The organism is Algibacter sp. 2305UL17-15, from assembly GCF_040720935.1.
Taxonomy (GTDB): domain Bacteria; phylum Bacteroidota; class Bacteroidia; order Flavobacteriales; family Flavobacteriaceae; genus Jejuia.
Genome location: NZ_JBFDAE010000008.1, coordinates 144,783 through 170,645 on the forward strand (window position 1 = coordinate 144,783; position 25,863 = coordinate 170,645).

Consider the following 25,863-nt stretch of genomic DNA (forward strand, 5'->3'; position numbering starts at 1 on the left):
TAATGTGTTTTAACAAAAAAATAACCCTTGGCTAGAAGGGTTTGTTTTTATTGGTACATTAATGTTTGTGACTAGTTATTTTAAATACTGATTTCACTTAAAAGTTGACTTTCTTTTATATCTGAAGCGTTTAACGCATATTGAAATAATTGGCTATTGCCAACTAGTATTAGATGATTGTTTTGGATGATGACATCAAATGAATTCACATCAATACTATGAACAAGTTTTGATGCTTTCGGATCGGATATATCGAATATTTTAACTTCATCATCACAAACAAATAAGAAATTACCATAAAGTCCCATACCTTTTGGTGCAATAAGATTCCGTTGTGAAATTAACACAGGCGAAGTGATGCTTTCAAGGTCATAAATTTGTAAGGCACTAACATTTCTACCACAACCTAAGCTAGCATCCAAGGTAACAAAGGCATGCGTATCGTTAGCAATTACTGGGTCGCACGCCGTAAAATGTTGAACTGAGCTTAGTTGTTTAGGATCTTCAGGGTTTGATGTTTCATAAATAAACATCCCATTCCTCGAACCTATATATAGGTAATCTTTATAGCTTACCAAAGTTTCAATATTAAAACCAATAAAAGGCTTGTTCACTAAAACAGGATTTGTTTTTGTGCTGATATTGAAAACATTTAGAGATTGGTCATCAACAGTATATAGGTAATCGTTTAAAATTGTGAATCTTGCTAAAGAACCACCTTGTCCAGTATCGGTCTGGGAATTGTTGGTGTCGCTATCGTTATCACATGATAAAATGGTGAGCAACATACATATAAAAGTGAATTTTTTCATGACAGCATTAATTTTTAAGTTTCCAATCTACTACAACTTCGTCTGATGATTTGATGGCATAATAACCATCTGGAGATACCATTTCCGGGAAAACGTTTTCTACCCTTTTTGTGACCGTTACACCGCTAAAATCGTTTTTAAATGTGAGAGCAATTAGATCCACCGCATTATTTATATACAGAACATCACTTTTTATTGAAACATCTGATGATCCCAAAACCTTCAAGAATTTAAGTTTAATTGGGGAAGATGGGTTTGAATTATCATAAATATGAAATCCTTTATGGGGTTCACTAATAAATAAATAGTTGTCTTTTACGTAAATTTTACCCATTAATTTTTGGGTTTGAGGACTCAAAAGTTCAACTGAACTACTGAAATTTTCCCGTTTTACGAGAACAGGCTCATACTTACTATTATATTCAAATTCGTCATCAGGTCCTCCAAAATAGATACAGGAGGAGAGGAGAAAAGCACTTAGTAAAATAACTGCTTTGTTTTTTAAGTTGGTCATGTTATAGTTTTTCTAAGAAGATGTAGAAAACCTTAAAAGGTTGCGTATTTATTTACAAAAAAAAGTCCTCGAAATGAGGACTTTTATATAAGCTATTGATTTTGATTTGTTTATCTGAAATTATAACGTTCTTTTTCGCCATCTTCATTTATAAGCTCAATTCTTAAAGGTTCATGTGGTGATTGATTTTTAAGAATAGTTTGCACATCGTCAACATTGTTAACTTTTACATCATTAATGGCCGTAATTATAGTACCGTTCTTAATGCCATTTTTTCTCCAGTAATCGGCATATTTGCCATTCAACTCCACTATTTTAACACCATTTTTTGCCTTATATTTTTTCAAGTCAGATGGTTTGGCATTTTTTATTTGACCTACCAATGGTAAAATATAGGTTTCATTTCTTATCAAACGAACGGGTACTGTTGTAATATTTCCGTCACGGGAATAGGTAACATTTACAATATCGTCTGGTCGCTTAGTGTTTAGATGTCCACTTAAATCAGAGAATTTCGAAATTTTCATGTTATCAATGCTTTTGATAATATCGCCTTTTCTTAATCCAGCTTCTTTTGCACCAGAATCTTCTACAACACTATCAATGTAAAATCCTTGCGTATCTTCAATTTCAAGTTGTTCAGCAGTTTTACTATTTAAAGTACCACCTGTAATGCCCAAAATGCCATTTTGCACATTACCATACTCCATAATATCTTCAACCACTTTTCTAGCAATATTACTTGGTACAGCGAATGAATACCCTACATAAGAGCCCGTTTGAGAGGAAATTGCAGTATTGATTCCAACCAATTCGCCATCAGTATTTACTAAAGCACCCCCAGAATTCCCAGGGTTTACAGCAGCATCGGTTTGAATAAACGATTGTGAGTGGGTTCCCGATAAATCTCTAGCTTTTGCACTAATAATTCCTGCGGTAACGGTAGATGTTAAATTAAAAGGATTACCCACAGCCAAAACCCATTCGCCAATTCTAGCATCGTCGGAATCTCCAAAAGTCACAACTGGCAGATCTTCATCTGCCTCGATTTTTAAAAGCGCAATATCCGTTTTTGGGTCTGTCCCTATAATTTCTGCCTTATACGTTTTATTATTGTTTAAGGTCACAGATAATTCCTGGGATTTATCAACCACATGGTTATTGGTAATAATATACCCATCAGGGGTGATGATAACCCCAGAGCCCGTCCCCATTTGAGCACGATGCGACCGTCTGCCGGAAAATAAATCTTGAATGGTTATTTGTCCAGAACTAATAGTGACGTTTTTTACATGCACTACGGCGTTAACGGTGTTTTCAGCAGCTTTGGTAAAGTCTGGAGTTTCGTATGGTTTATAAATGCCGTTTGCAGTACTGGTAGGTAAAAACGAGGGTTTTTCTTCAACAGCATTTACCACAACCGCATTTTCTTCGTCTAAAAATAGTTTATAAGTTCCAAGTGTTAATGCACCACCAAGAGCCGAAACTAATACTAATGTTAAAATCTTCTTCATAATTTTCAGTTTAAGATATATTGATGAACGATTAAAATTAATTATTTATTGAATGTTTATTTCAACTTTAACGACGATTTAACAATCCATAAAACGGTATAATATTTATATCTTTGCAGCTTAGTTATGCAACAGAAATTTTACAAATACCAAGGAACAGGCAACGATTTTGTGATGATTGATAATCGTCAGTTAAAATTCGACAAAAATAATACCAAACTAGTGGCAAGCCTTTGTGACAGACGTTTTGGCATAGGTGGAGACGGACTTATACTTTTGGAAAATCATGACAAATATGATTTTAAGATGGTATATTACAATGCCGATGGCAACGAAAGTACCATGTGTGGAAATGGTGGAAGATGTCTAGTAGCCTTTGCAAAAAAGTTGGGCGTAATTTCCGATCAGGCAGTCTTTGAAGCTGTTGACGGAGTGCATCATGCATTTATAAATGGCGATATTGTAAGGCTTCAAATGCAGGATGTTGCAACAATTAGAAAGGAAGGGGATTATGTGTTTTTAGATACAGGGTCGCCGCATCATGTTCAGTTTGAAGACGCAATTAGTGATTTTGACATTAAATCGAAAGGCGCAAAAATAAGATACGGAAAGCCTTATCATAACGCAGGAACAAACGTGAATTTTGTTAAGAAACTATCGGATACCGAATTTAGGCTAAGAACCTATGAACGCGGTGTTGAAGATGAAACTTTGTCATGCGGAACAGGAGCTACTGCGGTTGCTATCGCCATGCATTATATTAGAGAAACTGAAAAAAATCTTGTAGAATTAAAAGTTGAAGGGGGAAAATTAGAAGTTTCTTTTGAAGTTGAAGATGGTGCTTATAAAAACGTTTGGTTAATTGGGCCTGCAAAATTTGTGTTCGAAGGTACGATATGAAAACCTTAGAAGGAGAACATATCAATTTACGTGCTTTAGAACCTGAAGATTTGGAGTTTGTTTTGGAGCTTGAGAATGACGAAAATATCTGGGACTTAAGCAATACACAAACACCATATTCTAGATATGTGATTAAACAATATTTGGAAAATGCACTCAAGGATATTTATGAAGTAAAGCAATTACGCTTGGTGATTTCTTCTAAAAAAGGAGCGTCTCTAGGCTTAATCGATCTGTTCGATTTCGATTTTAAAAATAAAAGGGCAGGAGTTGGTATTGTGGTTAAAGACGTGTCCAATAGAGCCAAAGGTTACGGTAGCGAAGCTTTGAAATTATTGATTAATTATAGTTTTACGCATCTCGGTTTACACCAACTATATTGTAATATTTCAGAAGAAAATAAAGCCAGTATGCAATTGTTTACAAATAATGGTTTTGTTGAAATCGGACTTAAAAAAGATTGGAATTTTAATAATGGTAAATTCAATAATGAATATTCCCTGCAACTTATAAAAGATTAAATGTACATCAAAAAAATACTTTGGGCCATCGTTCTTATTGGTCTAGCAGCAGCAGCTTATTTCGCATATTATATTTACGGCGCCATGTTAGCCCCAAATACCGATTTTAATAATGAAGAAGCTTATATCTATGTAAAAACTACTGATGGTTATCATGAAGTAAGGGAGCAATTGAAACCGTTATTAGAGGATATCGATAAGTTTGATGTGCTTGCAAAACAGAAGGAATACGTCAATAATGTAAAATCCGGGAAATTCGTTATTGAAAAGGGGATGAGTAATAATGATATTATCAACTCTATCAGAATTAAAAAAGTTCCTGTAAAAGTGACATTTAATAATCAGGGTTCCTTAGAAAAATTAGCGGGAAGAATCGCTCCTCAGATTGAAGCAGATAGTGTTTCATTGGTAAAAGCTATGTATGATACTTCTTTTTTGACTGAAAATAATTTTAAAAAAGAAACGGCTTTGGGCATGTATATCCCTAATACCTATGAGTTTCAATGGGACACTACTGCCGAAGGATTTAGAAAAAAAATGCGCGATGAATTTAATAGGTTTTGGAATGATTCCCGAATAGCGAAAGCTCATGCCCTTGGATTAACTCCACATCAGGTTATTGCATTGGCATCTATTGTTTATGAAGAATCAAAACAACCTTCAGAGCAACCTAGAATTGCAGGTGTGTATCTAAATAGATTACGTATTGGCATGCCATTGCAAGCAGATCCCACTTTAAAATTTGCTGCGTATCAATTGCCGAAATATAAAAATACGGTTATTAAACGTGTTTTAAATGTTCATAAAGACATAGAGTCTCCCTATAATACTTACAAGAACAGGGGGTTGCCTCCAGGGCTTATTGCAATGCCTAATATTTCTGCAATTGATGCCGTTTTAAATTATGAAAAGCATAAGTACCTTTATTTTGCTGCCGATGCCAAACGTCCCGGATATCATAAATTTGCTAAAACTTTGGCCCAACATAATGTGAATGCAAGGGAATACCATCAGTACCTATCATCTCAAGGCATCAATAAATAATGCGTTTCCTAAACTTTATTATCGTGTTATTTTTGTGCTGTTTCTCAAGTAGTTTTGCACAAACTCCAGTAGCTGATTTTTTAAAACCTAGTGATACTTTAAATACTAAACGCAGAAATGCCGTTGTAATTTCTGAAGTTGCTTTAGCTAGTACTGCGTTGGTTGGATTGAACGAAATTTGGTTTGCAGATTTTGACCGTTCTAAATTCCATACCATTAACGATAATAATGAATGGCTGCAAATAGATAAGTTAGGGCATATGTTTACTGCCTATCAGGTAGGAAAACAAGGGGCTCATCTTTTAAATTGGAGTGGTGTCACTAAAAAAGACCAATTAATTTATGGCGCTACTTTAGGATTTGGGTTTTTAACGGCGGTAGAAGTGTTGGATGGCTATTCTGCAGAGTGGGGTTATTCATGGGGAGATGTTGGTGCAAATGCATTGGGAACAGGCCTTTATATTTCGCAAGAATTATTGTGGAATGAGCAACGAATTGACGTAAAATTCAGTTTTCATCAAACAAAGTATGCTTCCCAACGCCCTGATAAACTCGGAAAATCGTTTTTTCAGCAGGTGCTGAAAGACTATAACGGACAGACCTATTGGCTGAGTTTTAATCTACATTCATTCTTTAAAAACAGTAAAATTCCAAAATGGCTGAATGTGGCGGTGGGCTACGGTGCAGATGGGATGTTAACTGGGGTTGAAGTTACTGACAATCAAGTGTTGACAACTAATCAGCGACTAAGACAGTACTATTTAAGTTTTGATGTAAATTTGACAAAGATTAGAACAAACTCATTGTTTTTGAAGTCAATTTTTAACGTTTTCAATATGATAAAAATACCGTTTCCAACATTAGAAATCAATAAAAAAGGGACTGCATTTCATCTATTCTACAATTAAAAGAAGTACTTAATCGATTAATTTTGAATTAATTAAAAAAAGGCTTACTTTTGCACGCTCAAAATTTCAAGCAATTTTAACTTATATTTTTGCTGAAGAAATTTAAAAACTATGGTAAAAAATATTGCAAAGTGCTTAGGATTGACACTTACGATATGTGTACTAGTATATGCATCGCTTTCATCAAATGAAGCGGTAGATTTAAGTAAGTACTCCACCAATGGCTTGGTATTAAATTACACCGTTAGACAAGACGCAATTCATACTGGTAAAGTTAAAGCATCAAAAGAAGGTTACGAATCGTTTTCGCCATATCTTGGGAAATCGTTCGTAGGTTTTAAGGAGGCCTTAGCTTTCAAAGAGTCTGGAGGAGACTATTTTACGGTTAATACTTATGGTTATTTGGGGAAATACCAATTTGGTAAAGGCACTTTAAGTTTGATAGGTGTAAAAAACGTTGAGAAATTTTTAAATAATCCTAAACTTCAAGAGCAAGCATTTATTGCTAACGCACAACGTAACAAATGGATTTTGCGTAGAGATATCAATAATTTTGTTGGGAAACGCGTAAATGGCGTTGTGATCACAGAATCTGGAATTTTAGCAGCCGCTCACTTAGCGGGTCCAGGAAGTGTTAAAAAATATCTAAGAAGTTATGGTTTAGATAATTTTGCTGATGGTTACGGTACAACAATAGCAAACTATATGAAACGATTTTCAGGTTATGATACATCGTTTTTAAAAGCGAACAAAAAAGCAAAGGTAAGTTCTATTTAAAAGGATTTAACTTTTATGAATTATAAAAATTGTAGGTCTCTTGTGGAGATCTACATTTTTTTTTGCCCAAACTTTAGCTGGTAGTGTTTTTATATATTCGGTTGGAAGTGTGATATCGCATGCAACACAAATATCGGTTTCTGGTGCTACTGTTGTAAAAATATCTTCTAGAAATTTATTGTTCCGGTAGGGGGTCTCAATAAAAATTTGAGACTGGTTTTGTTCAAATGATAAACGCTCTAAACGTTTAATTTCTTTTTTGCGTTCGCCTTTATCGATGGGTAAATAACCATTAAACGAGAAACTTTGTCCGTTTAAGCCCGAACTCATCATTGCCATTAAAATTGAGGAAGGCCCAACTAGGGGCACAACTTGAATATCATTATCGTGGGCTAATTTAACAACGTCAGCGCCCGGGTCTGCAACTCCTGGACATCCCGCTTCAGACAATAACCCTATATCCGTACCTTTAGAGCATGGTTCTAAAAATTCAGGCAATTCCATAGCTTGTGTAAACTTATTTAAAAGAAACAATTCTAATGAAGGCTGCGATTTTTTAGGGCTTATTTTTTTAATAAACCGTCTTGCCGTTTTTTCATTCTCTACAATATAGACATTGATATTTTCAATCGCTTTTTTTACCGAGATGGGCAAAACCTCAAGAGGTGCGTTGTCTCCTAAAGTAGTAGGGATTAAATACAATTTTCCTTTTTGTTCGGTCATTTTAATTGACTATCAGTTTTTTAACGATTTTAGATTGGTTGCTACGTTGAATTTCTATAAAGTAAATACCGCTCTTGTAATTTTCTGTTTTAAAATTAATGATTTGTTTGCTAATAAACGTATTAGTTTTGATTTTTTGACCTTGAATATTTAAAATGGATATACTTTTAACGTCGTCAAAATTATTTGATAAATCTATTGAAACTGAAACCTTAGCAGGGTTAGGATAAATTTTGAAATTAGATGTTGTTCTATCATCAACACTCAAATTTGCATCTGCTATTTTATAGACGGTAGAGCCTCCAGCAATATAAAGTTCCCCGCTACTGTCTTCGCCAAAGGTTGTCCAATTATTGGTAATATTCGGTGTTTGAAATGCTAGAGACCAATTATTGGAACCATCATCGGTTAGGATACCGATAGTTTGTTTACAATAATCTGCAAAAAAGTATTTGCCCAAAAGGTTAGCGTATTGTGTGCCTCTATAAACATAGCCACCTGTAACCGAACCAGAACAACCAGTTCCCACATGTGCATATTCTGCTACTGGAGCTATAGTAGCACCAAAGCCTCCCGATGGACAATTGGCTGAAGTGTTAAAGGTGCTGCTACCTTCGTAACATCGCCATCCATAATTATCTCCAGGGTTTCCGGAATCAGTCACTTTATTGATTTCTTCGAAAGCATTTTGCCCAACATCAGCAATCCATAAGTCGCCTTCTGTTTTATCAAAGGAAAATTTCCATGGATTCCTTAGGCCTATGGCATAAATCTCTGGTCTAGGGTCGTTAACGCCGTTTGCAGATCCTGAAAATGGATTGGTGGACGGTATAGCATATGTTGCGCCACTCACATCGATACGCAATAATTTACCAAAAAGACTAGTTGTATTTTGTGCTCTATTTTGTGGGTCGCCTCCGCTTCCACCATCACCTGAGCCAATATATAGAAAACCATCATTCGGGCCAAAAGCAATTTTACCACCATTATGGTTGCTATATGGCTGGGTATAAGAAAGTAAAATTGTTCCTGAAGTATTCGCAATATCTGGATTTCCACTTACGGTATATCTCGCAATAATTGTATTGGGTGTATCTGTACTTGAATTGTCGGTGTAATTCACATAAAATCTACCTGTAGTATCGTAGTCTGGAGCAAATGCCAATCCTAATAAACCTCGCTCGCCTCCAGAACCTACAATGGATGATATGTCGAGAAAAGGGGTGGCGTTAACGGTACCATCAGAATTTAGGATTTTAATAACGCCTGCTCTTTCAGCCACAAAAAGTCTAGAATCTCCAGTATGGGTTATTTCAACAGGAGTGGAAAAACCAGTTGCAAAACTAGTAAGATTTATCGTTTGTGTGAATCCAAAAAGAGAGCATAAAAATGGAGTAATAAAAATTTGAAGTGTTTTCATAAGGCATCTTTTCACGTAAAGTTACATAATAAGATGCTGAAAATTAGGGTCTAATGAATTAAATGTATTTTCTTTTGATAATTTCACAAGCGGTATCAAGCATTTTGTAAACAGTTTCGAAACCATCACCACCACCATAATATGGATCTGGAACACTTAGATTTTCGTTCGGGGTTATTTCGTTTAAAATAAGTTTTACCTTAGCAATATCTTCATCAGTTCTTGCCATTTTTATAATGTGCTTGAAATTAGAATCATCCATGGCATAAATTAAATCGAAATCATCAAAATCTTGTTTAGTGAATTGTCTGCCACGAAGATTTGTGATATCAATACCGTATTTTTTAGCAACTGCAATAGAGCGAGGGTCAGGTGCATTGCCAACATGATATGCAGCAGTTCCTGCGGAATCAATAAAGAAATTATCGTTTGGAAGTTTAGATTTTAAAACACCTTCGGCCAATGGCGAACGGCAAATATTGCCCAAACAAACCATTAGGATTCTAGTCATTTTAAAATGTATTTATACTGAAAGTTTTTTTGTAATATCTTCTACGTACTTTCTGAATTGCTTATCGGTTGAAGATAAATTGTTCACAGTTTTACAAGCATGAAGAACTGTTGCATGATCGCGTTTACCAATTTGAGAACCAATACTGGCCAAAGAGGCTTTCGTCATTTTTTTAGCAAAAAACATCGCCAATTGTCTCGCTTGTACAATATGACGCTTTCGGGTTTTGGACTGAAGTGTGTCAACATCCATTTGGAAATAATCAGACACCACTTTTTGTATGTAATCAATAGAAACTTCGCGTTTTGTATTCTTAACAAATTTCTCTACAATCTGTTTCGCTAAGTCTATAGTGATTTCTTTTTTGTTGAACGAAGACTGCGCAATTAAGGAAATAATTGCACCTTCCAATTCACGAACATTAGTTTTAATATTCTTAGCAACATATTCTATAATATCATCAGGCATTTCAACACCGTCACGATATAGTTTGTTCTTTAAAATAGAAACTCTTGTTTCAAAGTCTGGGTGTTGCAATTCTGCGGATAATCCCCATTTAAAACGAGATAGTAAACGTTGCTCAATATCTTGCATATCAACGGGTGCTTTGTCACTCGTTAAAATAACTTGCTTTCCATTTTGATGCAGATGATTGAATATATGGAAGAATACGTCTTGTGTTCCAGATTTTCCGGACAAGAACTGCACATCGTCAATGATCAAAACATCAATAATTTGATAGAAATGAATAAAATCGTTGCGGTTGTTCTTTTTTACGGAATCTATGTATTGTTGCGTAAATTTTTCAGCAGAAATATAAAGTACCGTTTTTTCAGGATATTTATCTTTGATATCAACACCAATAGCGTGTGCTAAATGTGTTTTTCCTAAACCAACACCCCCAAAAATCAATAACGGATTGAATGAGGTGCCTCCTGGTTTTGCCGCAACTGCTAATCCTGCACTTCTAGCTAAACGATTGGAATCGCCTTCCAGAAAGTTTTCAAAACTATAATTAGGATTTAATTGCGATTCTATCTTAACATTTCTAATCCCGGGAATTACAAACGGATTTTTAAGTTCGCGACTTTTATTATCAAAAGGGATGTCAACATCTTGCGCTTTAACAGATGTTCTGTTGGAACTCGGTATTCTCTCTGTAAATGGCTGTTTGTTGCCATATGTGTTTTCCATCTTGATGATGTACACTAATTTGGCGGTTTCTCCCAACTCTTTGGTTAATGAAACTTTTAATACTTTAACGTAATGCTCTTCAAGCCATTCATAAAAGAATTTACTTGGCACTTGAATACTTAAAGCGTTATCTTGAAGTTTTACGGCAATAATGGGTTCAAACCAAGTTTTATAAGCTTGCGGTTGGATGTTATCCTTTATAAAATTAAGACAGTTATTCCAAACCGATTGCGCAGTTACACTCATGTACTTGATTCTTGATTTTTGTTAATATTTTCTTAAAGAGAAGAGCCTCTTTAAATCCCCCTTTTATTATTCGGCAAATATGTGAACAAAATTCTAAAAAAAAAAATGTAAACCTATTGAATATTCAGAATTTTTTCATCATGTTTAGCCACTAGCCGAAACTACAAAAAAATATTGATATAAAGCTATGAAATTCGATGAAATACAAATAAGAGTGAGATATGGTGAAACTGATCAAATGGGAGTGGTTTACCACGGCAATTACGCGTTATACCTAGAGATGGGGCGTATAGAGTGGTTGCGTAAGCTGGGAGTTTCTTATAAGAAGATGGAAGAAGATGGGATTATGCTCCCTGTTGTTTCAATGTCCTTAAAATATAAAAAATCAGCGGGTTATGACGACCTAATTAATGTAAAAACTCAACTAAAAAATAAACCTACTGCAAAAATTGAATTTGAGTATGAAATTACGAATCAAAAAGGTGAAATTTTAACAACTGCAAGCACTACTTTAGTCTTTATTGACATGAAAACAAATAGACCTGTAAGAGCGCCGAAGTATATTCTTGATATTATAAATTAAAAGGGCTACAATTTTTTAATTGAAATCCCGAAAGTGTCATCAAAAATACTGTGAATTTGATTTGCGTCTTTTTTTCTAACGGAAATAATGACCCTACAACTTAGCTCTAATTTTTGATTGATAATGTTTAGATTTTTTTCTTTAATAATACGCATTACTTTGTTCATGTCTTTATACTCAAAAGAAATTACATAGTCTATATTAATGGTCTTTTCAATAATCTTGCACGATTCTAAGGTTAGTTGCGCGGTGGTTTTATAGGCTTGGATCAAACCGCCAACGCCTAGTTTAACGCCGCCAAAATAGCGCACCACAATAATTAAAACGTTGGTAAGATCGAAAGATTGAATTTGTCCATAAATGGGCATGCCTGCGGAATTATTGGGTTCGCCATCATCGTTTGCTCGAAATATAATCTGCTCTGTGCCTATTTGGTAAGCATAACACCAATGTCTTGCGGTATGGTGTTCTTTTTTAATTTGTTCTAAATGCCGCTTAACTTCATCTTCATTAGAAACCCGAAAGGCATAACCGAAAAACTTACTGTTCTTCTCCTTAAAAAGAATGGCTTCAGAATTTTTAGCAATCGTTTTATAGATGTCGCCCAAAACTTAAAACAAGTGTTTTTTAGTTAAAAAAAGAGTTGCGATATCTTCTGTATAAGGCGTAATGTGCCAAGTATGAATATCCATAGTTTTGGCAGTATTTATATTGTCTGCATTATCATCTATAAACAGACATTCATCCGCTTTTAATTGATGGGTGTTCAGTACGAATTCAAAAATATCCCTGTTTGGTTTTCTTAATTGAATGTCATGGGAGAGGTAGAAGGCATCAAAACAATTCCTGAATTCATTATAAAACGGTACATGTTCTTTTACCCAATTTATGTGAAGTTCGTTGGTGTTACTCAGTAATATGAGTTGGTAATCAGTATTTGATTTTAATTCCTTTAAAAAGGCTAATCGATGTTTTGGAAAGTCTTTGAGAATTAAATTCCATAAGTCTATTAATTCTGTGCGATTTAAATGCGGAAATTTTTCCGCATAAAAATCTATAAAATTATCTGTGGAAACCTGCCCAATTTCATATAATTTATTGATTTCAATAATATCTTCTGAAAGCGATTCAATTTTTAGAATTTCCAAAGTTTTTTGAAACCCATGTTCTATATCAAGGTTTATAAAAACATTCCCAAAATCGAAAATTAGCGTTTTAATCATTAGAATATATTTTAAGAATATCTGTTTGAATATGTTCTTCGGAAATCAAATTACCAGAAAATTCAGGTCTTTTAGTGCCTTTTTTAAATTTGGAATTACCAATGAAAACACGAGCTTCATCCCAAAGATTTTCATCTATAAACGTTTGAAGTGTTTTTGCACCACCTTCAATAATTACAGAATTAATGTTGTTTTTGAAAAGAACTTTACAAATTTGTTGTGCTATATTTTTTGAAAAATCAATAGTGTTGTTGTCAATCACAATGGTTTCTGCTTCAGCATTAAAAACACTAAGGTTTCTTGAGAGTTTATTCGTTTTGTCAATTACAATTCTCGTTGGGTTTTTACCAGTCCAATCCCGAACAGTTAAACTCGGATTGTCTTCCAAAACCGTATTAGTGCCCACCAAAATAGCCTGTTCTACCGCACGCCATTTATGAACCAATTGTCTCGAATACTTGTTTGTTATCCAAACAGGTGCTTTTATATTCTTGGTTTCCGGAGCAATAAAACCATCTTGCGTTTCAGCCCATTTTAAAATAATATAAGGTCGTTTTTTATTATGAAACGTAAAAAACCGTTTATGATGTAATTTACATTCGTTTTCTAAAACGCCAACGGTAACATTTACGCCAGCATCTTTCAGCTTTTGTATGCCCTTTCCTGCTACTTGAATATGATCATCAACACAGCCAATAACTACATTCGGGATGCCATGTTTAATAATTAAATCACTACAAGGTGGCGTTTTTCCAAAATGGGAACAGGGTTCCAGCGTCACATATAAGGTCGCACTTTTTAAGATCGATTTGTCCTTAACTTTATTAATGGCATTCACTTCGGCATGATTACCACCATATTCACTTGTAAAACCTTCGCTAATAATTTTGTTGTCCACAACAATTATACAACCTACCATCGGGTTCGGTCTGGTATTTCCCAATCCGTTTTTGGCAATTTCTATGCAGCGTTTTATGTAGGTGTCGTGATTCAATGCTACAGTTTGATTTTTACATCTTCAGTTTCATCTACATTATAAGTATATGAAAACCCCAAGGTTTTATAAACAATAGCACCTTTATAATGCACTTTCATTTTCTTGCTGAATAAACTTCCTATCAAGCCTCCAATACTTTTACTGCTTATTAAACTATCAATAGGGACCGTCGCTTTCAACGGAATAGAAAACTCTTTTTTAGCGGGCACTTTAAAACTTTCTGATGACACATGGCCGACTTCACTTTCGTTCACAAAAATCTTGATTTCATCGGTTTTTAGTTCGCCACCAATATCGTTCGGATTGATAAACAAAGCATCTGCCGAAAGGATAAAATGCTGCGACGTAGATTCAACAACTTTAATATTTTCAACATTTACAAAAATTGGTTTTTCATTGACATTACAGTTGAAAAAACAAGCAACTATTGTTAATAATATTAGAAAACGTTTCATATGCTTTTTTAAGAATTGATGTATCTTTCACTTTCGGAAAAAGACAGATTTAAGTGGATAAAGATACTATAGTTATTCGAGAAATACAGCCACAGGATAATGCGCAACTAGAGCAGGTAATTCGGGCGTGTTTTTATGAATTTAAAATTCCCTTGGAAGGCACGGCTTATGCAGATAAAGAAACACCGAGGATGTTTGAGTCTTATCAAAATGAAAGCGAAGTGTATTATGTTATTGAGGGTGATGGCGAAATTTTAGGTGGGGCAGGTATAAAACCCTTGAAAGACACCGACGGGAGTATTTGCGAATTACAAAAAATGTATTTTTCCCCAAAAGTGAGAGGTAAAGGCTTTGGGAAATTAATGTTTGAAAAATGTTTGAAGGTTGCCAAGGAATTTGGATATAAAAAATGTTATTTAGAATCTGCACCACAACTAAAGGCCGCCATTCATATTTACGAAAGTTTCGGGTTTGAACATTTAAAAAAGGCATTGGGAAGCACGGGGCATTATTCCTGTGGTGTATGGATGATAAAAGATTTATGAAGTTAAAGGAGATTCAGAATACATTTCGAACGAACCTGAACGGAGCTTATGAAAATGAAGAAATTGATCGTTTTTTCTATCTCTTAATTGAAGATTATTATGGGGTATCAAGACTTCAACTAGCAATGAATCCTGGGATAGAAATTGAAAATTCTAAAGCTATTTTGGATGCCTTAGAACTTATAAAAGAGCATAAACCCATACAGTATATTATGGGTGAAACAGAATTTTACGGTCTGCCATTTAAAGTGAATGGACATGTATTAATTCCAAGACCTGAAACGGAAGAACTGGTAGAGTGGATTTTAAATTGTCATTCAGAGCCTAGCGAAGAATCTCGAAAAATAACTATTTTAGACATAGGAACAGGGAGTGGCTGTATTGCAATTGCTTTGGCGAAAAATTTACCAAATGCTAAAGTTTATGCACTCGATGTCAGTAAGGATGCACTTAAAATTGCGAAACAAAATGCTGAATTGAATAAAGTTAACATTGAATTCATAGAAGCCGATATTTTATCACTTTGTCAGGGAGAAGATATTTCAAAATCTCAAAAATTTGATATTATAGTTTCAAATCCGCCATATGTCCGCGAATTGGAAAAAGAGATGATGAACCACAATGTTTTAGATCATGAACCGCATTTGGCATTATTTGTAAAAGATAATAATCCGTTATTGTTTTATGAGGCTATTAGTGGCTTTGCTAAAACAGCACTAACTGAAAACGGACAGTTGTTTTTTGAAATTAATGAGTATTTGGGGAAAGAAACTGTTGATCTTTTAGAAAAATACAAGTTTAAAAATATAGAATTGAAACAGGATATTTTTGGTAAGAATAGAATGGTTAAAGCAGAAATTAACTCATGAAAGACGTAAGGCAACATATCATAAATTTAAGAAACGAACTCAGGGAACACAACTATAACTACTACGTTCTAGACAATCCAACCATCACGGATTATGAGTTTGATCTCAAGTTAAAAGAACTTCAAGAACTAGAGGAACAACATCCGGAATTTTATGATGCCAATTCGCCAACACAACGGGTTGGGGGAGAAATAACCAAGAATTTTGAAACGGTAAAGCATGAGCATCGCATGTATTCCTTGGATAATTCCTATTCTAAAGAAGACTTGTTGGATTGGGAAAAGCGTATCAAAAAAATGGTGGATGGGGATGTGTTTTATACCTGCGAGTTAAAATACGATGGTGCATCGATAAGTTTAACCTATGAAAACGGACAACTGGTAAGGGCAGTAACCCGTGGCGACGGTTTTCAAGGCGATGATGTTACTGCGAATGTAAAAACCATAAAATCCGTACCGTTGCAACTAAAAGGCGATTATCCACCGAAATTTGATATTAGAGGGGAAATTGTTTTGCCTTTTGATGGTTTTCATAAAATGAACGAGGAGCGTCTTGCAAATGGCGAAGAACCTTATAGAAACCCAAGAAATACAGCTTCGGGAAGTTTGAAATTACAGGATAGTGCCGAGGTTGCAAAACGCCCTTTGGAATGTTTGCTCTATAATTTAACTGGAAATAATTTAGGGATTTCGTCACAATTTGAAAGTTTGGAAAAAGCCAGATCATGGGGCTTTAAAGTGCCCGATGCCGCTAAATTAGCCAAGTCTGTTGATGAAGTTCTGGAATTTGTGAATTACTGGGACACCAAAAGACACGAATTGCCCTATGAAACCGACGGTGTTGTGATAAAAGTGAATAATTTACAACAGCAGGAAGAACTGGGATATACCGCCAAAGCGCCACGTTGGGCGATGGCTTATAAGTTTAAGGCTGAACAGGTTTCAACGGTGCTAAATGAAATCACATATCAAGTTGGGCGCACCGGTGCTATTACGCCAGTAGCCAATTTAGAACCTGTAGAGTTGGCGGGAACTACTGTAAAACGTGCTTCAATTCATAATGCCGATCAGATTGAAAAACTGGATATAAGAGAAAGGGACACCGTTTTTGTTGAAAAAGGAGGGGAGATCATCCCGAAAATTATTGGTGTTGATTTATCGGAACGACCTATTGATTCTGTCCCTACGCAATACATCACACATTGCCCTGAATGTGAGTCAGAATTGGTAAGGACTGAAGGCGATGCCAAACATTATTGTCCCAATTATAATGGGTGTAAGCCTCAAATTATCGGTAGAATTCAGCATTATATCTCACGAAAAGCCATGGATATTGAAGGTTTGGGAGGTGAAACTGTAGCATTATTGGTCAATGAAGGTTTAATTTCCAATTACTCTGATTTATATGAGTTGACCAAGGAACAGGTAATTCCTTTAGAGCGCATGGCTGAAAAAAGTGCAGATAACTTAATAAATGGTATAGAGGCCTCTAAAAACATTCCGTTTGAGCGTGTATTGTATGCAATAGGTATTCGTTATGTGGGTGAAACTGTGGCAAAAAAACTCGCCAAACACTATAAGTCCATTGATAATTTAATGAATGCCTCTCAGGAAGATTTAGAAAACGTTGATGAAATAGGTGTTAAGATAGCCGAAAGCGTAAAATTGTTTTTTGCTTCAGAAGAAAATATTGAAATAATCAATAGATTGAAACAGTTTGGGGTTCAGCTAGAAATTTCTTCCGAAGAGCTGGAGGGACAGACAGAGATTCTAAAAGGGCAGTCTATCGTTGTTTCTGGCGTATTTGAACATGTATCCAGAAATGAACTAAAAAAATTAATAGAAGATAACGGTGGAAAAGTAAGCAGTTCCATCTCTTCAAAAACAAGTTTTGTAGTTGCTGGCGACAAAATGGGACCCAGTAAAAAAGACAAAGCGGAGGCTTTGGGGATTTCGTTAATTTCAGAGGTTGAATTCTTACAAAAAATTAGCAAAACAGATATTTTTAACGATTAAAAGCGTTTTTTTATCGATTAATAGCATTTTTTATTTATATTTGTCATCTAACTATGAAATTGCTGTTATGTGCAACACCAAAGTATTGGCATTTTTAGTGGGTATTGTTTATTCGCTATTCGTTTATTTCCTGTTTTCAGGAAATACGTTTGAAGCGGAATGTTTTAGTGCCTTGATATTACCAATTTTAACGCTTGGTTACTTCTGTGGTGCAGAAAAAAAATCAATATACTTTATTGCTTTTCTAGTGCTGTATTCAATATCAGATTTAATGGTCATTGTTTCAGATGTATTTTCAGATATTGTTTATTATTTCGTTGGAAATTCCTTGTATATTCTGGCATACGTGGCATTGGTCATTGAAATAAGTAAGAGCCTGAACTTGAAAGAGATGTTAAAACACTATAAATTTTCGATTTTAGTGTTGCTTTTACTAGATTCCTTTATAGCTTATAGTTTGCTTGATGTTGTTGACCCTTATTTAGATTTAGGTTCTGAATATTTTATTGAGATAACGTATAATATTTCTATGTTGTTAATATTGTCTTTAGCGCTGCTAAATTATTTTCATCAAGAAAGTAGAAAGGCTTTTTACCTGCTTATCGGGGCCATCTGTATTGTGTTTTCTGAGGTGCTAAATGTAGCTTATATGTATGTATCCCATCAAAATCTATTGAGCTTTTTAACTATTACATTGGCGCTTGTTGGTTTTTTCTTTTTATACCAGCAAACAAAGCTTAAATACAAAAAATCAAATCCTATGTATTAGTTGAATTTATAGTTTCAAAAAAGGAATGTCTTTTCTATAGGTGTAAGCTATAATCGCAGATAATAAAAACGTAACTATTGCTGTTCCGAATAGTAAACCTCCATCGCCTTTAATTTCAATTCCTAACTGGGTTAAGTGCATAAAAATAGCCCCGCCAAGTACACCTAGGGTCAATAGCGCACCAGCCCAAACAGTTTTAGGGATTAATAATAATATACCTGCAATTAATTCAACAATGCCAATGCCTATTCTGCCATAGGGTTCTAAACCTACTTTTTCGAAAATATAAACGCTAACCTCATCTGCAGAAAATTTAAAGCGTAAGGTTTGTATTAAAATAGCAGCTACAATAATGCGAAGGACTAACGGAATGTATTTTTTCATCTTAATTTTGGTCTGGTTGAAACTTTAGACGCAAAAAGAATAGAAACTTTTCAAAACCAAATAAATAATTAAACAATTATGGATGTCCCATTAGTGGTTTTGTTTTTTTCTGAATCAAAATAAAAATCAATTTGCCCCAAGTACAAACCATAACAACCTACTTGATTTACCAACATGTTTTGCTGCTCAATATTTTGAACTATAGTTGGTTTTGGTAAAAATGTATGTGTGTGTCCTCCAATTATTAAATCGATATTTTTAGTAGCCGCAGCAAGTTTTAAATCACTTATTTTATCCGGGTTTTTGTTATAATCATAACCTAAATGGGACAGACATATAATTAAATCGCATTTTTCTTCTGTTTTTAAAATCCGTGTCATGTCTTGGGTCATTTCAACTGGGTCAAGATATTTTGTTTCCTTATACATCTTTTGTGTCACCAAACCAGATAGTTCAATACCTAAACCAAAAACGCCAATTTTAACACCATTTTTATAGAAGATTTTATAAGGCTTTACATGGGTATCCATAATTGTATTTGAAAAATCGTAATTGGCAGAAACAAAATCAAACTCAGCATGCGGTAATTGGGCGTACAAACCATCAATACCATTATCAAAATCATGATTGCCTATGGTGGCTACATCATATTTCAACATGCTCATCAATTTAAATTCCAATTCGCCACCGTAATAATTAAAATAAGGTGTGCCTTGAAAAATATCGCCAGCATCCAATAAAAGCGTATTGGGGTTATCTTTTCTAATAGATTCAATTAAAGTAGCGCGTCTGGCAACACCGCCTTTATTTGCATTCCGTTTATCATATGGTCCAAAAGCATCTATATGACTATGAACATCGTTAGTATGCAGAATTGTGATTTTAGTTGGTTTATTCGCAGATGTAAAGGACGGTAAACTTAAACCGCCCAAAGTAGCCAAAGTACCGCTCGCTAATGTCTTCTGAATAAATTGTCTTCTTTTCATAACATTTATTTTCTAATAAAACGGTCGTCAATAACTGGATTAATGGTGTCTGTCTTTTTAAGATAATCAATAAGCACATTGCGTATTTTATAATCTAAATCATAAACACCTTCATTATTCTGAAAGAAAATCATATGATCTCCACCATTGTATAGATAGTCGCTGGTTGCAACGAAATACGTTTTATCAGCATCAATATTTTCGCCATTAATTTTTGCGTTTAAAAGATTATTATCAGCATCAATTATTAAATTTAATCCCGAAATTGGATGTGCTTTTGAGCTTCTTATTAAATAGTTGACAGCTTCATTAACAGTACTTCCTTTTAAACTTACAACTACAATTCTATTTTCAAAAGGCATAACATGGTATGCTGTTTTGGAGGTTACAGGGCCTTTAGGGATTATCGACCTAATACCGCCATAATTCAATAGTACGGCGTCAATACTGTTGCCCGTTCTTTTTTCAAAAATCGGATTTGCTTCAGAAAAAACAATATCTGCCATAAAATTCCCAATGGCAGTATTTAACGCTCCATCAGTCTTAGAATAGGTGTCTTCAGCGTAAGCTAACACACTATCCAAATCTTTTTCAATATGGTTTCTGTAGGGGTTTATAAATGTTTCAATAGCATCATTTTGGTTCAATTCGTTATTAATTTCAATACGTTTGCCTTCAATTTTATTAAGATGAAGCCGCTTGGGTTTGCAACTGAGGAAAAGGGCGATTATAAGTATGTTATAAATGTATTTAGAACTCATTAAAATTCGTTACTTTTTGAATGTACTTTTGCTACCTTTGTGAAAAGTATAAATTTAAATGATTTTAAAGGCTTTTAAAGAAAGATCTAATAAAAAATATTTAAACAAATTGTTATCTGAACGTAAGGTAAACGTGGATGGTAATAAAATTAAAAGCTTAGGTGTTATTTTAAACCTTGAAGAGATTGATAATTTTAATGTTTTCAATGTTTTGGCTTCTCGTCTAAAAGTTCATACCAATAAAATAAAAGTAATTGCTTATTCGCCTGATTTAAAAAGTCATGGAAATGCTTGGGATGCCTGTTTTAACGCGAAGGATTTTGGTTGGAAAGGTGAAATAAAAAATATTGAGCTAAAAGCATTTTTAGATGAACCCTTTGATGTTTTGATAAGTTATTACACGAAAGAACATTTAGAATTAAAATTATTGACAGCACTATCGAAATCTCAATTTAAAATCGGAGTTTTGCAAACCGATACTCGTTTAAACGATTTAATTATAAAAACGAAAATTAAGGAATCCAAGATTTTTGGGGACGAGGTTGTAAAATATTTAACTGTATTAAATAAAATTTAAAATGAATAGTAAGTTTCTAGGAACTGGAGTTGCGCTGGTTACACCGTTTAAAAAAGATTTAAGTGTAGATTATGATGCGCTTAAAAACATCGTGAATTTTAATATTGAAAACGGAACGGATTATTTGGTAATATCTGGAACCACAGCAGAGAGTGTAACCATTACCAAGCAAGAAAAGAAAGCCATAACCGCAGCTATTATTGAAGTGAATGGCGGAAGAGTGCCGTTAGTTTTGGGTATTGGAGGCAGTAACACAAGTGCGGTTATTGAAGAAATTAGGGCTACCGATTTAAGCAATATCGATGCAATTTTATCGGTGTCGCCATATTATACAAAGCCAACCCAAGAAGGCATTTATCAGCATTTTAAAGCTATTTCAGGGGCATGTCCAATTGATATTATATTGTATAATGTACCGGGTAGAACCTCAAAAAATGTGGAGCCAGAAACGACAATTCGTTTAGCGAAAGATTTTAAAAATATTGTTGGGGTTAAAGAGGCTGGCAATAATATCTCAAACTATTTACAGTTATTAAAAAATAAACCAGAAGATTTTTTAGTGATTTCCGGAGATGATGATTTAGCGCTAGGTGTTGTTTTAGCAGGTGGTGCTGGTGTTATTTCGGTCATCGGACAGGCATTCCCAAGGGCATTTTCAGATATGATTCGTTTGGGTTTAAAAGGCGATGCCAAAGCAGCTTATAAATTACATTTCAAATTAATGGATGTGATTGATTATATTTTTGAAGAAAATAATCCAGCGGGTATCAAAGCAGTTTTTCAAGCTTTAAAACTTTGTGATGATACAGTAAGGTTGCCACTTGTTCCTGCATCTGACGGATTACAAAAGAAAATCAATCAATTTGTTGCAGATTTCAACTAGTGCTCTGCATAAGATATATTGGGTGATGCACAGGTTTTTGCTTTGATATGACACTTTTGTTAAAGTTTACTTAAACCACGCTGGTATTACATTTCAAGCTTTAAATTCGCTTTAAAATAATATTTTTAAATTACATATTAAAAGTGTAATTTTGCATCTTCTTTAAAATCTATGAAATACGTTTTTAGCATTTTAGTTTTAGCATGTCTTTTTAGCTCATGTAGTGAATATCAAAAGGTTTTAAAATCTGAAGATATTGCTACAAAATTTAAGTTTGGTGACTCTTTGTATAAGCAAGGTAAGTATGATAAGGCAAATAGGCTTTTTGCTCAAATTGTTCCAAATTATAAAGGAAAGCCTCAAGCTGAAAAGCTGATGTATTTATATTCCAAAACGTTTTATCACATGAAGGATTATTACGTTTCTGGATATCAATTCGAGCGTTTTGTATCTAGTTATCCTAAAAGTGAGAAAAAAGAAGAAGCCGCTTTTTTAAGTGCCAAAAGTTATTATATGTTGTCTCCTAGATATTCCAAAGACCAAAAGGAAACAAAAGATGCGATAGAGAAAATACAGGAATTTATAAATGTATATCCTAATTCTGAATATGTGGCAGAAGCCAATACGCTAGTTAAGGAATTGGATTTTAAATTAGAGAAAAAAGCATTCGAAATTGCAAAACAATACAATCATATTTCAGATTTTAAGGCATCCATAAAATCGTTTGATAATTTTGTGTTTCAGTTTCCAGGGTCGCCTTTGCGGGAGGATGCATTATTTTACAGATTAGATGCTGCTTATAAATTGGCAGTAAATAGTATTGAATATAAAAAGACTGCTGCTGGTATCGTTAAGTTAAAAAAAACGAGATTGGAACAAGCAAAAGAATATTATTCAGCCTTTAAAAAAGCCTATGCAAACTCAAAGTATATTGCAGATGCTGAAAAAATGGCTTCAGAATTAGATAAAGAATTAGAAACTTATAGTGCAAAAAGTTAATATACCATGATGGATTTAAAAAAAACAACTGCTCCCGTAAATACGGTAACTTATGATAGAAATCAAATAGATGAGCCAACGGAGAACATCTACGAGTCTATTTCTATAATTGCTAGAAGAGCAGAACAAATCAATACTGAGATCAAAAAAGAATTGATTGATAAACTGGAGGAATTTGCGACTTATAATGATAGTCTTGAGGAAATTTTTGAAAACAAAGAGCAAATTGAGGTGTCTAAATTTTACGAAAAATTACCAAAACCTCATGCTTTAGCTGTTCAGGAATGGCTTACCGATAAAATTTATTTTAGAAATACAGACGAAGATTCTCAAGAATAATTTCTAAATTTAAACACCATTAAATAAACTCCAATACCGTTTTAATACATGGTATTGGAGTTTGTTTGGTTATTAATTAAAAATAACTCCCCGATGCAAACATCGGGGTTTCAGTTGAAATTGTCATTCCCGTGAAAAAGGGGAACCTAAATAAAAGAATTTTGGTTTTGTACCTTTAGTTCAAAATAAAACCATCGAGATATTCCTTTGGCTTATCTTCGAGATTTTGGTTTTAAAATTCTTTTATTCTAAAAGCTTTTTTATGAGCGTTTTAAGCGGAAAAAATATTTTATTGGGTATTACTGCTGGCATTGCCGCTTATAAAACTGCATCATTAGTGAGGTTATTTGTAAAATCCGGGGCGCATGTAAAAGTTGTGATGACACCAGCTTCAAAAGAGTTTATAACACCACTTACACTTTCCACACTTTCAAAGAATCCTGTACATTCCTCTTTTACAAATGAAGAAAATGATGTTTGGAATAATCATGTAGATTTAGGACTCTGGGCAGATATTTTTATAATCGCTCCCGCAACTGCCAATACCTTATCCAAAATGGCACATGGCGGTTCAGATAATTTGTTGTTGGCAACATACCTTTCAGCTAAATGTCCGGTGTATTTTGCGCCTGCGATGGATTTAGACATGTATAAACATGAGTCCACAACATCTTCATTTGAAAAATTACAATCTTTTGGAAATATTATGATTCCTGCCACGAGTGGAGAATTAGCAAGTGGTTTGGTAGGCGAGGGGCGCATGGCAGAACCCGAAGATATCATATCATTTATAGAAGCCGATATTTTAGGGAAATTACCTTTAAATGGTAAAAAAGTATTAATTACCGCTGGGCCAACCCATGAAGCCATAGATCCTGTGCGATTTATTGGGAATCATTCTAGCGGAAAAATGGGTTTTGAAATTGCAAAAGCAGCGGCTAATCTAGGTGCTGAGGTTGTTCTGATTTCGGGACCAACACACGAAAAAGTAGTTCATAACTTCATAAAAGTTATACCCGTTACAAGTGCAGACGAGATGTATCAAGAAGTACACAAATATTTTAATAATGTTGCTATTGCCATACTTTCTGCTGCTGTGGCAGATTTTAAGCCGAAAGAAGTTGCGCTTCAAAAAATTAAAAAGAAATCAGATACGTTAACCTTGGAGTTAGAACGTACAAAAGATATTTTAGCGTCTCTTGGAGCCATTAAAAAACAACAGTTTTTGGTCGGTTTTGCTTTAGAAACGAACAACGAATTGGAAAACGCAAAACAAAAACTAAAAAAGAAGAATTTAAATTTAATTGTTTTAAATTCGTTACAGGATAAAGGTGCTGGTTTTAAAGGCGATACAAATAAAGTTACCTTTATTGATAATAAAAATAATATAACCGAGTTTCAATTAAAGTCTAAAACCGAAGTGGCAGAAGATTTATTAAATGAAATTTTAAAGCAAATACATGCGTAATTTTCTAGTTATTATAGTATTGAGTTTGGGTTCATTTGGGTTTGCCCAGGAACTTAATTGTACTGTTGTTGTAAACTCCCAACAAACGGGAAACGATAATTTACAGATTTTTAAAACACTTGAAAAACAATTAACCGAATTTGTAAACACTACAAAGTGGACCAATAAAACCTTTGCGCCTCAGGAATTGATTAATTGCAGTATGAATATTATCATTTCTGAATATAGCGGAGAAATTTTCAAAGCAAGTATTCAAGTGCAATCGTCCCGACCTATTTATGGGTCTTCATATAGCACCCCTATTTATAACTTTAATGACAAAGATTTTACCTTTAGATATTTAGAATTTCAGAATTTAATCTATAATAAAGATCAATACTCCTCTAATTTAATTTCTGTTTTGGCGTTTCATATTCATATGATCCTAGGTCTGGACGCAGATTCTTTTGAAAAAAATGGCGGTCAAACTTATTTTAAACAAGCACAAACCATATTAAATTATTCTCAAGGAGACAATTTTAAAGGTTGGAAATTAGAAGACGGATTGCAAAGTAGATTCGTACTTATCGATAATGTGCTGTCAACAACTTTTAAGGAATTCAGAAACGTAATGTACGATTACCATCGACTAGGTTTGGATGTTATGAGTGAGGATGCAAAAAAGGGTAAAGAGGAAATCTCAAAAAGTTTGATGCGGTTTAATGCCATGAATAGTAGAAGGCCTAATTCTTTTTTACTGCGAACATTTTTTGATGCAAAAGCCGAAGAAATTGAGCAAATGTTTACTGGAGGACCACAAGTTAATATCGCAAATCTTAAAGATATTTTGCAAAAGGTAGCGCCTATGCATTCTAGCAAATGGCGTAATATTACGTTTTAGTTTTTTTTTTATTTTACTGAATACTGAATACTGAATACTGCCAACT

Annotated in this window: 30 protein-coding genes; 16 read left to right on the forward strand and 14 right to left on the reverse strand. The window is 34.2% G+C overall.

Annotation, left to right across the window (positions count from 1 at the left end; all coding sequences use genetic code 11):
- Positions 1–80: 80 nt before the first annotated feature.
- The 3 genes from ABXQ82_RS10490 to ABXQ82_RS10500 all read right to left on the reverse strand — a co-directional run bounded on the left by ABXQ82_RS10490 (position 81) and on the right by ABXQ82_RS10500 (position 2,840).
- Positions 81–812 carry a hypothetical protein gene (locus ABXQ82_RS10490; protein ID WP_367058887.1) on the reverse strand — a complete coding sequence of 244 codons (732 nt, stop codon included), beginning with the start codon at positions 810–812 and terminating at the stop codon, positions 81–83.
- Positions 813–819: 7 nt separating this feature from the next.
- Positions 820–1,326, reverse strand: a complete 507-nt coding sequence (locus ABXQ82_RS10495) for a hypothetical protein (RefSeq protein ID WP_367058890.1) — start codon at positions 1,324–1,326, stop codon at positions 820–822.
- Positions 1,327–1,436: 110 nt separating this feature from the next.
- Complete coding sequence (locus tag ABXQ82_RS10500) at positions 1,437–2,840, reverse strand: trypsin-like peptidase domain-containing protein (RefSeq protein ID WP_367058893.1); 1,404 nt, start codon at positions 2,838–2,840, stop codon at positions 1,437–1,439.
- 126 nt (positions 2,841–2,966) lie between these two features.
- Here ABXQ82_RS10500 and dapF point away from each other — a divergent pair, with 126 nt between their 5' ends.
- The 5 genes from dapF (at position 2,967) to ABXQ82_RS10525 (ending at position 6,990) form a co-directional block, all read left to right on the forward strand.
- Positions 2,967–3,740 carry a diaminopimelate epimerase gene (dapF, locus tag ABXQ82_RS10505; protein ID WP_367058896.1) on the forward strand — a complete coding sequence of 258 codons (774 nt, stop codon included), beginning with the start codon at positions 2,967–2,969 and terminating at the stop codon, positions 3,738–3,740.
- A complete protein-coding gene (locus ABXQ82_RS10510; RefSeq protein ID WP_367058899.1) occupies positions 3,737–4,261 on the forward strand; it encodes a GNAT family N-acetyltransferase in 525 nt (174 codons plus the stop codon). The genes dapF and ABXQ82_RS10510 overlap by 4 nt, the downstream gene beginning before the upstream one ends.
- Positions 4,262–5,305 (forward strand): endolytic transglycosylase MltG, encoded by a 1,044-nt coding sequence (mltG, locus tag ABXQ82_RS10515; RefSeq protein ID WP_367058902.1) that lies wholly within the window; start codon positions 4,262–4,264, stop codon positions 5,303–5,305. It abuts the gene before it with no gap.
- Entirely contained in the window at positions 5,305–6,213 is a 909-nt protein-coding gene (locus tag ABXQ82_RS10520) for a DUF2279 domain-containing protein (RefSeq protein WP_367058905.1), read from the forward strand. The genes mltG and ABXQ82_RS10520 overlap by 1 nt, the downstream gene beginning before the upstream one ends.
- Positions 6,214–6,324: 111 nt before the next feature.
- Positions 6,325–6,990: a peptidoglycan-binding protein LysM gene (locus ABXQ82_RS10525; protein WP_367058908.1), complete on the forward strand. Its 666-nt coding sequence runs from the start codon at positions 6,325–6,327 to the stop codon at positions 6,988–6,990.
- 6 nt (positions 6,991–6,996) lie between these two features.
- Here the strand turns inward: ABXQ82_RS10525 and ABXQ82_RS10530 are convergent, their stop codons facing one another.
- Genes ABXQ82_RS10530 through dnaA form a run of 4 tightly spaced genes read right to left on the reverse strand, consistent with a single transcriptional unit; the run spans position 6,997 to position 11,084 of the window.
- Complete coding sequence (locus ABXQ82_RS10530) at positions 6,997–7,713, reverse strand: SAM-dependent methyltransferase (protein ID WP_367058911.1); 717 nt, start codon at positions 7,711–7,713, stop codon at positions 6,997–6,999.
- A 1-nt stretch (position 7,714) separates the two neighbouring features.
- Entirely contained in the window at positions 7,715–9,133 is a 1,419-nt protein-coding gene (locus tag ABXQ82_RS10535) for a PQQ-dependent sugar dehydrogenase (protein ID WP_367058914.1), read from the reverse strand.
- Between the two features lie 58 nt (positions 9,134–9,191).
- Positions 9,192–9,644, reverse strand: a complete 453-nt coding sequence (locus ABXQ82_RS10540) for a low molecular weight protein-tyrosine-phosphatase (RefSeq protein ID WP_367058917.1) — start codon at positions 9,642–9,644, stop codon at positions 9,192–9,194.
- Between the two features lie 12 nt (positions 9,645–9,656).
- On the reverse strand, positions 9,657–11,084 hold the full coding sequence (dnaA, locus tag ABXQ82_RS10545) for a chromosomal replication initiator protein DnaA (RefSeq protein WP_367058920.1): 1,428 nt from the start codon (positions 11,082–11,084) through the stop codon (positions 9,657–9,659).
- Between the two features lie 187 nt (positions 11,085–11,271).
- Between dnaA and ABXQ82_RS10550 the strand changes: the two genes are divergently transcribed.
- Positions 11,272–11,667 (forward strand): thioesterase family protein, encoded by a 396-nt coding sequence (locus ABXQ82_RS10550; RefSeq protein WP_367058923.1) that lies wholly within the window; start codon positions 11,272–11,274, stop codon positions 11,665–11,667.
- Between the two features lie 5 nt (positions 11,668–11,672).
- On the opposite strand, the gene ABXQ82_RS10555 is transcribed toward ABXQ82_RS10550, so the two are convergent.
- The 4 genes from ABXQ82_RS10555 to ABXQ82_RS10570 are packed head-to-tail and all read right to left on the reverse strand — an operon-like array spanning position 11,673 to position 14,342.
- Positions 11,673–12,275: a YigZ family protein gene (locus ABXQ82_RS10555; protein WP_367058926.1), complete on the reverse strand. Its 603-nt coding sequence runs from the start codon at positions 12,273–12,275 to the stop codon at positions 11,673–11,675.
- A gap of 3 nt (positions 12,276–12,278) precedes the next feature.
- Positions 12,279–12,890, reverse strand: coding sequence for an HAD family phosphatase (locus tag ABXQ82_RS10560; protein WP_367058929.1), 612 nt, complete (start codon positions 12,888–12,890; stop codon positions 12,279–12,281).
- Entirely contained in the window at positions 12,883–13,884 is a 1,002-nt protein-coding gene (gene ribD / locus ABXQ82_RS10565; protein WP_367058932.1) for a bifunctional diaminohydroxyphosphoribosylaminopyrimidine deaminase/5-amino-6-(5-phosphoribosylamino)uracil reductase RibD, read from the reverse strand. The genes ABXQ82_RS10560 and ribD overlap by 8 nt, the downstream gene beginning before the upstream one ends.
- 2 nt (positions 13,885–13,886) lie before the next feature.
- Entirely contained in the window at positions 13,887–14,342 is a 456-nt protein-coding gene (locus tag ABXQ82_RS10570; protein WP_367058935.1) for an LEA type 2 family protein, read from the reverse strand.
- A gap of 53 nt (positions 14,343–14,395) precedes the next feature.
- On the opposite strand from ABXQ82_RS10570, the gene ABXQ82_RS10575 reads away from it, so the two are divergent.
- The 4 genes from ABXQ82_RS10575 (at position 14,396) to ABXQ82_RS10590 (ending at position 18,540) form a co-directional block, all read left to right on the forward strand.
- Complete coding sequence (locus ABXQ82_RS10575; protein ID WP_367058938.1) at positions 14,396–14,887, forward strand: GNAT family N-acetyltransferase; 492 nt, start codon at positions 14,396–14,398, stop codon at positions 14,885–14,887.
- Positions 14,884–15,756: a peptide chain release factor N(5)-glutamine methyltransferase gene (gene prmC / locus ABXQ82_RS10580; protein WP_367058941.1), complete on the forward strand. Its 873-nt coding sequence runs from the start codon at positions 14,884–14,886 to the stop codon at positions 15,754–15,756. The genes ABXQ82_RS10575 and prmC overlap by 4 nt, the downstream gene beginning before the upstream one ends.
- Positions 15,753–17,771 (forward strand): NAD-dependent DNA ligase LigA, encoded by a 2,019-nt coding sequence (ligA, locus tag ABXQ82_RS10585; RefSeq protein ID WP_367058944.1) that lies wholly within the window; start codon positions 15,753–15,755, stop codon positions 17,769–17,771. The genes prmC and ligA overlap by 4 nt, the downstream gene beginning before the upstream one ends.
- Before the next feature lie 67 nt (positions 17,772–17,838).
- The gene (locus tag ABXQ82_RS10590; RefSeq protein ID WP_367058947.1) at positions 17,839–18,540 is read left to right on the forward strand and encodes a hypothetical protein; all 702 of its coding nucleotides are present in this window, start codon (positions 17,839–17,841) and stop codon (positions 18,538–18,540) included.
- Between the two features lie 6 nt (positions 18,541–18,546).
- Here the strand turns inward: ABXQ82_RS10590 and ABXQ82_RS10595 are convergent, their stop codons facing one another.
- From ABXQ82_RS10595 to ABXQ82_RS10605, 3 genes are all read right to left on the reverse strand, one after another.
- Positions 18,547–18,924 (reverse strand): DoxX family membrane protein, encoded by a 378-nt coding sequence (locus ABXQ82_RS10595; protein ID WP_367058950.1) that lies wholly within the window; start codon positions 18,922–18,924, stop codon positions 18,547–18,549.
- A 68-nt stretch (positions 18,925–18,992) separates the two neighbouring features.
- Complete coding sequence (locus ABXQ82_RS10600; RefSeq protein WP_367058953.1) at positions 18,993–19,910, reverse strand: metallophosphatase; 918 nt, start codon at positions 19,908–19,910, stop codon at positions 18,993–18,995.
- Between the two features lie 5 nt (positions 19,911–19,915).
- Positions 19,916–20,671: a 5'-nucleotidase C-terminal domain-containing protein gene (locus ABXQ82_RS10605; RefSeq protein ID WP_367058956.1), complete on the reverse strand. Its 756-nt coding sequence runs from the start codon at positions 20,669–20,671 to the stop codon at positions 19,916–19,918.
- 58 nt (positions 20,672–20,729) lie between these two features.
- On the opposite strand from ABXQ82_RS10605, the gene ABXQ82_RS10610 reads away from it, so the two are divergent.
- From ABXQ82_RS10610 to ABXQ82_RS10635, 6 genes are all read left to right on the forward strand, one after another.
- A complete protein-coding gene (locus ABXQ82_RS10610) occupies positions 20,730–21,248 on the forward strand; it encodes a hypothetical protein (protein ID WP_367058959.1) in 519 nt (172 codons plus the stop codon).
- A gap of 1 nt (position 21,249) precedes the next feature.
- A complete protein-coding gene (gene dapA, locus ABXQ82_RS10615) occupies positions 21,250–22,131 on the forward strand; it encodes a 4-hydroxy-tetrahydrodipicolinate synthase (RefSeq protein ID WP_367058962.1) in 882 nt (293 codons plus the stop codon).
- A gap of 171 nt (positions 22,132–22,302) precedes the next feature.
- Positions 22,303–23,130, forward strand: a complete 828-nt coding sequence (bamD, locus tag ABXQ82_RS10620; protein ID WP_367058965.1) for an outer membrane protein assembly factor BamD — start codon at positions 22,303–22,305, stop codon at positions 23,128–23,130.
- 9 nt (positions 23,131–23,139) lie between these two features.
- On the forward strand, positions 23,140–23,469 hold the full coding sequence (locus ABXQ82_RS10625) for a DNA-directed RNA polymerase subunit omega (RefSeq protein WP_367059097.1): 330 nt from the start codon (positions 23,140–23,142) through the stop codon (positions 23,467–23,469).
- Positions 23,470–23,731: 262 nt separating this feature from the next.
- Positions 23,732–24,937, forward strand: a complete 1,206-nt coding sequence (gene coaBC / locus ABXQ82_RS10630) for a bifunctional phosphopantothenoylcysteine decarboxylase/phosphopantothenate--cysteine ligase CoaBC (RefSeq protein ID WP_367058968.1) — start codon at positions 23,732–23,734, stop codon at positions 24,935–24,937.
- Positions 24,930–25,817, forward strand: a complete 888-nt coding sequence (locus tag ABXQ82_RS10635; RefSeq protein WP_367058971.1) for a DUF4835 family protein — start codon at positions 24,930–24,932, stop codon at positions 25,815–25,817. The genes coaBC and ABXQ82_RS10635 overlap by 8 nt, the downstream gene beginning before the upstream one ends.
- The last annotated feature ends 46 nt before the right edge of the window (positions 25,818–25,863 follow it).